Annotated in this window: 7 protein-coding genes; all 7 read left to right on the top strand. The window is 41.8% G+C overall.

Annotated elements, in window-relative coordinates; translation table 11 throughout:
* The first annotated feature begins 135 nt into the window (after nt 1-135).
* Entirely contained in the window at nt 136-4,527 is a 4,392-nt protein-coding gene (locus MS6x_RS14935) for a hypothetical protein (RefSeq protein WP_482603264.1), read from the top strand.
* Nucleotides 4,528-4,529: 2 nt separating this feature from the next.
* Nucleotides 4,530-5,693 (top strand): T9SS type B sorting domain-containing protein, encoded by a 1,164-nt coding sequence (locus tag MS6x_RS14930; protein ID WP_482603263.1) that lies wholly within the window; start codon nt 4,530-4,532, stop codon nt 5,691-5,693.
* A gap of 136 nt (nt 5,694-5,829) precedes the next feature.
* On the top strand, nt 5,830-6,564 hold the full coding sequence (locus tag MS6x_RS14925; RefSeq protein ID WP_482603262.1) for a M15 family metallopeptidase: 735 nt from the start codon (nt 5,830-5,832) through the stop codon (nt 6,562-6,564).
* Between the two features lie 41 nt (nt 6,565-6,605).
* Nucleotides 6,606-7,376: a M48 family metalloprotease gene (locus tag MS6x_RS14920; RefSeq protein ID WP_482603261.1), complete on the top strand. Its 771-nt coding sequence runs from the start codon at nt 6,606-6,608 to the stop codon at nt 7,374-7,376.
* A gap of 165 nt (nt 7,377-7,541) precedes the next feature.
* On the top strand, nt 7,542-7,709 hold the full coding sequence (locus MS6x_RS14915; protein WP_482603260.1) for a DUF6747 family protein: 168 nt from the start codon (nt 7,542-7,544) through the stop codon (nt 7,707-7,709).
* 290 nt (nt 7,710-7,999) lie between these two features.
* Nucleotides 8,000-9,502 carry a 2,3-bisphosphoglycerate-independent phosphoglycerate mutase gene (gene gpmI / locus MS6x_RS14910; RefSeq protein WP_482603259.1) on the top strand — a complete coding sequence of 501 codons (1,503 nt, stop codon included), beginning with the start codon at nt 8,000-8,002 and terminating at the stop codon, nt 9,500-9,502.
* Nucleotides 9,503-9,557: 55 nt separating this feature from the next.
* The gene (gene map, locus MS6x_RS14905) at nt 9,558-10,376 is read left to right on the top strand and encodes a type I methionyl aminopeptidase (RefSeq protein ID WP_482603258.1); all 819 of its coding nucleotides are present in this window, start codon (nt 9,558-9,560) and stop codon (nt 10,374-10,376) included.
* Nucleotides 10,377-10,382 lie beyond the last annotated feature (6 nt).

The following is a 10,382-nucleotide window of genomic DNA, read 5'->3' as shown; positions in this document are numbered from 1 at the left end:
AAAAAGCAAAAAAAACCGCTGAATAGATTACACCCCTCACTTCCCAACAGATTTTAAGGGTTATACAACATAAAGTACGATGCCCCATAATCCTACCCTATTTTTGTGGACATTAACCTACTTAGCTATACCCCAATGGTTTTAAGAAAAATTTTAGTTCTTTTTATAATATTCGCTTCATTGTCTCTACAGGCGCAGGTGAAAATTGGTCAAAACCCAAATTCAATTGATTCTGCCTCTATAGTAGAATTGGAAAGTACGGACAAAGCTTTTGTACTTACACGGCTAACTACAACGCAAATGCAAGCGATTGCTCCTTTAAACGGAGCTCTAATTTACAATACAGATACGAATTGCGTGCATTATTTTGATGGTGCTGCATGGAACAACCTATGTTCAAGTGCACAAGCAGGCACGTTCACTTTCGTTGATAATAATGATGGAACCTTTACTATAAATTACAGTGATGGTACCTCATTTACGTCTTCAGATTTAACAGGACCACAAGGACCGCAAGGCGAAGTAGGTCCTCAGGGAATTCCTGGGGCGATAGGAGACAAAGGCGAAACTGGTGATAAAGGTGAAACCGGAGACAAGGGCGAAGTTGGTAACAAAGGAGAAACTGGAGACAAAGGTGAAACTGGAGACAAAGGTGAAACCGGAGACAAAGGCGAAGTCGGTGACAAAGGTGAAGTCGGTGACAAGGGACTAACTGGAGATAAAGGACTGACTGGCGATACCGGAGATAAAGGTGAGGTTGGAGATAAAGGCGAAACTGGTGATAAAGGATTAACTGGCGACAAAGGTGAAGTCGGCGACAAAGGACTAACTGGAGATAAAGGACTGACAGGCGATACCGGCGACAAAGGTGAAACTGGGGACAAAGGTGAAGTCGGTGACAAAGGTGAAGCTGGAGACAAAGGAGTAACTGGCGATACCGGTGATAAAGGAGAAGTCGGCGACAAAGGTGAAGTTGGAGACAAAGGCGAAACTGGTGATAAAGGATTAACTGGCGATACCGGAGATAAAGGAGAAACCGGAGACAAAGGCGAAGTTGGTGACAAAGGTGAGGCTGGCGACAAAGGAGAAACTGGAGACAAAGGTGAAACCGGAGACAAAGGTGAAGTCGGTGACAAAGGCGAAACTGGAGATAAAGGTGAAGTCGGTGACAAAGGTCCAGATGGAGACAAAGGACTGACTGGCGATACCGGTGAAAAAGGAGAAACCGGAGACAAGGGTGAAGTCGGTGACAAAGGAGAAACTGGTGATAAAGGATTAACTGGTGATACCGGTGACAAAGGAGAAACTGGTGATACCGGAGATAAAGGAGAAGTCGGCGACAAAGGACTGACTGGCGATACCGGTGACAAAGGTGAAGTTGGAGATAAAGGTGAAACCGGAGACAAAGGTGAAACTGGAGACAAAGGAGAAACTGGGGACAAGGGAGCAATTGGTGACAAAGGCGAAGTTGGTGACAAAGGAGAAACTGGTGATAAAGGACCAGATGGCGACAAGGGACTGACTGGCGATACCGGTGAAAAAGGAGAAACTGGTGATAAAGGATTAACTGGTGATACCGGTGACAAAGGTGAAGTTGGAGATAAAGGTGAAATCGGAGACAAAGGTGAAACTGGAGACAAAGGAGAAACTGGGGACAAAGGATTAACCGGAGACAAAGGTGAAGTCGGTGACAAAGGTGAAACTGGAGACAAGGGTGAAACTGGAGACAAGGGCGAAACTGGAGACAAGGGCGAAACTGGAGACAAGGGCGAAGTTGGCGACAAAGGTGAAACCGGAGACAAGGGAGCAATTGGTGACAAAGGCGAAGTTGGTGACAAAGGAGAAACTGGAGACAAAGGTGAAACTGGTGATAAAGGACCAGATGGTGACAAGGGACTAACTGGAGATAAAGGACTGACTGGTGATACCGGTGACAAAGGTGAAACTGGGGACAAAGGTGAAGTTGGAGACAAGGGAGCAATTGGTGACAAAGGCGAAACTGGGGACAAAGGAGTAACTGGCGATACCGGTGAAAAAGGAGAAACCGGAGACAAAGGACTAACTGGGGACAAAGGTGAAACAGGAGATAAAGGTGAAGCCGGAGACAAAGGTGAAACTGGAGACAAAGGTGAAACTGGGGATAAAGGATTAACTGGTGATACCGGTGATAAAGGAGAAGTCGGCGACAAAGGACTGACTGGCGATACCGGTGACAAAGGTGAAGTTGGAGATAAAGGTGAAATCGGAGACAAGGGTGAAGTCGGTGACAAAGGAGAAACTGGTGATACTGGAGATAAAGGAGAAGTCGGCGACAAAGGCGAAGTTGGAGACAAAGGAGCAATTGGTGACAAAGGTGAAGCTGGAGACAAGGGTGAAACTGGGGATAAAGGATTAACTGGTGATACCGGAGATAAAGGAGAAGTCGGTGACAAAGGTGAAGTCGGTGACAAGGGCGAAGTTGGGGACAAGGGAGCAATTGGTGACAAAGGTGAAACTGGAGACAAAGGTGAAGTTGGTGACAAAGGACCAGATGGTGACAAGGGACTAACTGGAGATAAAGGACTGACTGGAGATACCGGTGATAAAGGTGAAGTCGGCGACAAAGGTGCAACTGGTGATAAAGGTGAAACAGGAGATAAAGGCGAAACTGGTGATAAAGGATTAACTGGCGATACCGGAGATAAAGGAGAAGTCGGCGACAAAGGCGAAGTTGGTGACAAAGGTGAGGCTGGCGACAAAGGAGAAACTGGAGATAAAGGACTGACTGGCGATACCGGTGACAAAGGTGAAGTTGGGGACAAAGGTGAAGTTGGTGATAAAGGAGAAGTCGGTGACAAAGGCGAAACAGGAGATAAAGGCGAAACTGGTGATAAAGGATTAACTGGCGATACCGGAGATAAAGGAGAAGTCGGCGACAAAGGCGAAGTTGGTGACAAAGGTGAGGCTGGCGACAAAGGACTGACTGGTGATACCGGTGACAAAGGAGAAGTCGGTGACAAAGGCGAAACAGGAGATAAAGGCGAAACTGGTGATAAAGGATTAACTGGCGATACCGGAGATAAAGGAGAAGTCGGCGACAAAGGTGAAGTTGGTGACAAAGGTGAGGCTGGCGACAAAGGAGAAACTGGAGACAAAGGACTGACTGGTGATACCGGAGATAAAGGAGAAACTGGTGATAAAGGAGAAGTCGGTGACAAAGGTGAAACTGGGGACAAAGGTGAAACAGGAGATAAAGGAGAAGTAGGCGACAAAGGTGAAGTCGGTGACAAAGGTGAAGCTGGAGACAAAGGAGAAACAGGAGATAAAGGCGAAACTGGCGATACCGGTGACAAAGGAGAAACTGGGGACAAAGGTGAAACAGGAGATAAAGGATTAACTGGTGATACCGGTGATAAAGGTGAAACCGGAGACAAAGGTGAAGTCGGTGACAAGGGCGAAGTTGGTGACAAGGGAGAAATTGGCGACAAAGGTGAAACTGGAGACAAAGGTGAAGTTGGTGATAAAGGACCAGATGGTGATAAAGGATTAACTGGTGATACCGGTGACAAAGGTGAAACTGGAGACAAAGGTGAAGTTGGAGATAAAGGCGAAACTGGAGATAAGGGCGACCCAGCCGACCCAGCATGGAAACTAGGAGGTGACTCAGGAACAAATCCTACTTCAGATTTCCTAGGTACTATAGATGCTCAGGATTTAGTCCTAAAATCTAATAATACAGAAAAGATAAGATTGGTACAAGACCGTGGCCAGGTCTTAATCAATCAGGCCACAGTATTTAATAATCATCCTTTGGTAATAAAAGCGAATGGAGTTGATGTGATGGCATTTCAGGACAATACAGGAACATCTAGATGGCATTGGAACTTATTATCAAACGGATTAAATTTTGTTGAATCCAATGTAGCTGATTACAGACTATTCTTAGAAAATGGAGGACAAATAGGAATTAATACAAATACACCATCCGAAACATTGGATGTTAATGGCAGCGCAAGAATAAGAACTTTGGACGATGCGTCAAGTACCGACAACCTATTAGCAGTTAACGCAACAGGGGTGTTACGAAAATCCAAAGTGAATTTTGGCGGTCGTTGGACTAACTCAAATACCAATACCAACCTGAATGCGAACAATACAACCGCGCCTATTTTTGGAACATTAGACTATGTCGATGATACAACCAATTTATATCAGGTAAGTGGTAATACACTTGTCGTGAAAGAAGCTGGCAGATATGACATAAGGGCAAATTTATCACTAGTAGGTATAAGTTCTGGTGGAACCCAGCAAAGAACTAACGTCAATGCAAGAATTGCTATTAACGGTTCGCCTATTGGAGCTATTGGAGCATCAGGTTATATTAGATTTGCCAGTAACCACGACCATTCCAGCATACATGTAAATGAAATTCTAAACTTAAATGCCAATGATGTAGTATCAATCATTACCTACAGAGAAGCAAACTCGGGGACGGTCAGGTTCAGTGGGTCAGGAGAATCAAGTTTCGTAATTAACAAATTAAAATAGTTATGAAAATTATTTTTAGATATTTCTCATTTCTATTTGCTATTACCATATCTGGCCAAGATGCGGTGCACAACTATGGTACTATTCAGATACATGATACCGGTTTGGTAGGCTTTCACATGGATGTGATCAATGACGGTGCTTTTAACCAGAATCTTGGTTTGGTAGGTTTTTACAACGATAACACCCTAACCTTATCAGGCACCTCGAACCCTGTACTCTATGATGCAGAAATAGCAGTTGATAATGGTTTTTACATTGAGAACACCCTCGGCATCCTCAATAATGCCAATCTTGTTTCAGGAACCATCTTTACACCTAGAAGCTCATATTCAACCAATCTAAGCTTCATTACCGAATCGTTTTATACTGGAGAGAACAGCAGCAATATGGTAGACGGATACACCTCTATTCTTGGAAAAGATACATTTACTTTTCCCATAGGGCAAAACGAAAAACTACGCCCTTTGACTATAACTTCTGAAACTATAAACGATTATGCTCGCAGCGCTTATTTTGATGAAGACCCTAACAGTCCCAGTATTTTTGGTACTTCTTTTAATACAGACGAAATAGAAAACGAATTCCTGTCTGTAAGCACTCAGGAATTTTGGCAGTTGGAAGGAGAAGTGCCCTCTAAAGTTACATTGACTTGGGACGACCAAAGCGCTACAAGTTTATTGGCCGAGTTTATTACCGATTTAAAAGTTGTTGGATGGAACATAATGCTCAAACGATGGGAAAATCTAGGAAATTCAGATGTGCAAGGTAGCTTTTCTAACGGAAGTGTTACATCAGACACCTTTATTCCCAACGATTTTGAAATCATAACTATTGGAGGTAACAACGATCTTCTAGAAACCCTTGACAATATAAAATTGGACAACTATTATATGACCCCTAATGGAGACGGTATAAACGATGGATTAGTCATTGAAGGAATTGAAAACTCCCCTAACAACACCTTACAGATCTTCAATAGATATGGTATTTTAGTGTATAGCAAACAAAACTATATTGATGAATTTGATGGAATATCCAACAGAGAAAGCGTTATATCTCAAGGTTCTGGATTGGCGTCAGGCATTTACTTCTATATTATAGTCTTAGACGATTTGAAACAGAAACATCAAGGGTACCTATATTTAACTTCCTATCAAAATTAATTTATTAGTACCACGTCTCTAATTGAAGGAAAGGAAAATGGTACAAACCGAAAATATTTCTTTAATTTTAAAATCCGCTGTGGCACGTTCATTGATTATTGACATACCACACAAGAATTCAAAAAAGTAAAGCACAATGCAAAGAAGGTCATTTATCAAAAAGACAGGAGCTGCTGGCATCGTAATGGCCGTTATACCCGGTATTACGATAAGCCAAGAAACGGAGTACTCTATTGTTGAACTTATGGGCAAGACCGATATAGAATTATACGGCGAAGGGATTAACCTAAGAAAGGAGGCCCATGATGCATTTCTTAAAATGAAAAAAGCTGCCTATTCCGACGGCATCGACCTTAAAATTGTTTCCAGTTTTAGAAGCTTCCAACGACAGGAGGTAATTTTTGAACGGAAGTTTATGACCTATACCGAGGACGATGGTATGGAGCCCCTAGCTGCCATCGATAAAATTATTGAATATTCTACCATTCCGGGCACCAGCAGGCATCATTGGGGAACCGATATCGATATCATTGATGGATACCCAAAAACGAACGGAGACGTGCTTGTTCCCGAAAAATTTGGAGCTGGTGGTGTTTTCGAGAATTTTAAAAAATGGATGGACGAAAATGCCACCACCTACGACTTTCATTTGGTCTATACAGATGACCCAAAAAGACGTGGCTTTAAGTACGAGCCTTGGCACTACAGCTATGCTCCTATTTCCAGACCAATGCTGGAAGCGTTTAGAAGCAAGAACATTGTTCAGTTACTTCAGTTGGAAGAGTTTTATGGTGCAGAGCATTTTACCATCGGCTTCTTAAAAAATTATATCCAGAATAATATTTTGGACATCAATAGAAACCTTCTGTAACTCTTTTGTATATTGGTGTTCCTAAATAGAACCCTGGTACTATGAGAAGAGGTAGTTGGAAAATCCGCATATTCATTGGCTTGGCGATTGTTGCCTTCGCATTTATTCAAAAATGGAGCAATACAGAAACGAACCCTTACACGGGTCGTTCACAGCATATTACCATGACCTCCGATCAAGAAATAGCCATAGGCCTCCAAAGCGCTCCGGAAATGGCACAACAGCACGGGGGACTCTATCCGGACGAGCGTATTCAATCCTTTGTAGATGCCGTAGGGCATAAATTGGTAAACAGCAGTATTGCCAGGGATACACCTTACAAGTATGACTTTCACCTACTGGCAGATGACCAGACCATAAACGCATTTGCATTACCAGGAGGCCAGTGTTTTATTACCTATGCACTTTTCTCTAAATTAAACGAAGCACAATTGGCCGGAGTATTGGGTCATGAAATAGGCCATGTTATTGGCAGACATTCAGCCGAACGAATTGCCGACAGTCAAACATGGCAAACGGCTACAATGGGTGCCACTGTAGGTGCTGGCGATTTAGGTAGTATCGTTGGAGGAATAGGACAGAATACGTTATTGAAAAATGGTCGGGGCGATGAGCTTGAAAGTGACGAACTGGGCGTGCTATTCATGATACAGTCTGGATATGACCCGTATGAAATGATCAAGGTCATGGAAATCTTGAAAACAGCAGGCGGTCCCAACCGTACCCCGGAATTCCAAAGCACGCATCCAGATCCTGAAAATAGAATAGAAAAAATTAAGGAAGCCATAGCAAAATACAGTAACCAGAGCTAAACGTTTAACGATCATATTCGCTCTTAAACGTTACAGCAACCGAAAAGATAGTTGCTTTTTACTATATTTGGAATTCCCAAATTAGGAAAACCATTTACATATTAGCCGTATAGCTGTGGTTATATCAACTGTGATACTTAGAACACATCACATTAATAACACTATATGGAAACACTATTACATTTTAAAAGTATTTATACTGCTGCCTTCGAAAATTGCAAACCAGAAATTTTGGTGGTGATTTTAAAAATTTACTCCGTTTTTTGCGGATTAATGTTACTGATGGCTTTCTATGCTTTTGCGTATAGAGCCTATAATGGATTTGAATTTTAACCCTTGTACTCTTTTACCTGAACACTATAAGAGAATTTAATAAAAGTCAAAAGCCCGCTATGCTTCGCAAGCGGGCTTTTCTTTGAACTAAGAATCCATTTTTGATAGAAATATCTAGCTAGCAGAACCAAAACCATCAACATCATCACTCCTTTGCCTTACCAAATAGATATTGGTTATAATATCACCTTCGCCATTGTTTGTAGTAAATCTAACAAAAAAGCCATCTCAAATACTAGTTAAACTAAGCAAATCCTGCTACTTTTGAATGAATTTTTTTGACGAATACAATGAATAAAAAAGTAATCTTAATGATTTTAGATGGCTGGGGAACCTCACCAGACCCTAAAGTCTCTGCTATTGACAATGCACACACGCCATATATAGACTCACTATACAAGACCTATCCAAACGCCTCATTACGCACAGACGGTCTTAATGTTGGCCTACCAGAAGGTCAGATGGGAAACAGTGAGGTAGGCCATATGAACTTGGGTGCTGGTAGAATCGTATATCAAGAGCTGACCCGCATTAACTTGGCGGTTAAAAACAATACCTTAAAAGACGAAAAAGTCTTGGTAAATGCCTTTGATTACGCCAAAAAAAATAAAAAGAAAGTACATTTCTTAGGTTTGCTAAGTGATGGTGGGGTACATTCCCATATAAATCATTTAAAAGGCCTCCTTACTGCAGCCAACGATAATGAATTAACAGATGTGTATGTGCATGCTTTTACCGATGGAAGGGATGTAGACCCGAAGTCGGGCGCTGGTTATGTTAAGGAATTACAGGACCACATGTCGAATACAGTAGGGGAAATTGCTACCGTTACCGGTAGATATTATGCAATGGACCGTGATAACCGTTGGGAACGGGTCAAACTTGCCTATGATGGCATGGTCAATGGTAGTGGAACATCAACGGATAATATCATTCAAAGCCTAAAAGAAAACTACGAAAACGATATTACCGATGAGTTTATAAAACCGTTAGTCGCAAATAAACAGGGCCTAATAGAAGAAGAAGATGTCATTATTTTCTTCAATTTTAGAACAGATCGTGGAAGAGAGCTGACTAATATGCTATCCCAAAATGATTTTCCGGAATACGAGACCAAAAAACTTTCCTTGTATTACGTTACAATGACCAATTATGACGATAGTTTTAAGGGGATTAAGGTGGTTTTTAATAAGGATAATATAACAGATACGCTCGGTGAAATCCTTTCCAAAGCAGGAAAGAAACAAATACGCATTGCGGAAACGGAAAAATATCCACATGTTACCTTCTTTTTCTCCGGAGGACAGGAAGAACCTTTTGAAGGCGAAAGTCGAATTTTAAGGAACTCCCCAAAAGTCGCGACGTACGATTTAAAACCAGAAATGAGCGCTTATGAATTGACAGATGCCTTGGTTGAAGATCTAAAAAAGCAGGAAGCTGATTTTGTCTGTCTTAACTTTGCCAATGGAGATATGGTGGGCCATACAGGAATCATGGAAGCAGCTATAAAAGCATGTGAAGCAGTAGATATATGCGTGAAGAACGTTATAGAAACAGGATTAGAGAATGGGTATTCTACCATATTGATCGCAGATCATGGAAACTGTGAAACCATGATAAATCCAGATGGGTCACCACATACTGCCCATACAACAAACCCGGTTCCCGTAATTCTGATTGATACCGATATCAAGGAAATTAAGGATGGCGTACTAGGCGATATAGCTCCTACTATTTTAAAAATGATAGGGGTAGAACAACCTAATACCATGACTTGTTCATCTTTAATCTAAAAGAGCAAAGCTGATAATTTATCAATAAAAAAGTATTGTTTTACCTTTGCAATCTATGATAAAAATAAAATCGGCAGAAGAAATTGAGTTAATGCGCGAAAGTGCGTTAATAGTATCTAAAACCTTAGGAATGTTGGCGGCAGAAGTTAAGCCTGGGGTAAGCACACTTCATTTAGATGGGCTAGCCGAAACATTTATTAGGGATCATGGTGGTGTACCGGGATTCCTAGGTTTGTATGACTTTCCAAATTCTTTGTGCATGAGCCCAAACGCACAGGTAGTGCATGGCATTCCTAATAAAGCGCCCTTACAAGAGGGCGACATTATTTCTATAGATTGCGGAGTGCTCAAAAATGAATTCTATGGCGATCATGCCTATACATTTGAAGTTGGCGAAGTAGCTGCTGAAACCAAAAAATTGCTTGAGGTTACCAAACAATCACTCTATATAGGTATTCGTGAATTTAAGCTAGGCAATAGAGTTGGCGATGTTGGTTATGCCATTCAGAAATTTACCGAGGACCATGGTTACGGAGTCGTACGGGAATTGGTAGGTCATGGCCTTGGTAGAACCATGCACGAAGATCCTGAAATGCCCAATTATGGTAAGCGTGGCAGAGGGAAAAAATTTGTGGAAGGTATGACCGTAGCCATTGAACCCATGACCAATTTAGGTACGAAAAGTATAAAGCAGTTAAAGGATGGTTGGACTATTCTCACTGCTGACGGTAAACCTAGTGCTCATTTTGAACACAACGTGGCCATAGTAAATGGTAAGCCAGAACTGCTTTCCACCTTTAAGTATATTTACGATGTGTTAGGGATTGAAACTACCGAGGAAGATGAATTTAGACAACAACCCATAACGTCTTAGAACTGG

The organism is Maribacter sp. MS6 (assembly GCF_056839185.1).
This window is presented reverse-complemented; position numbering and strand designations above follow the sequence as displayed.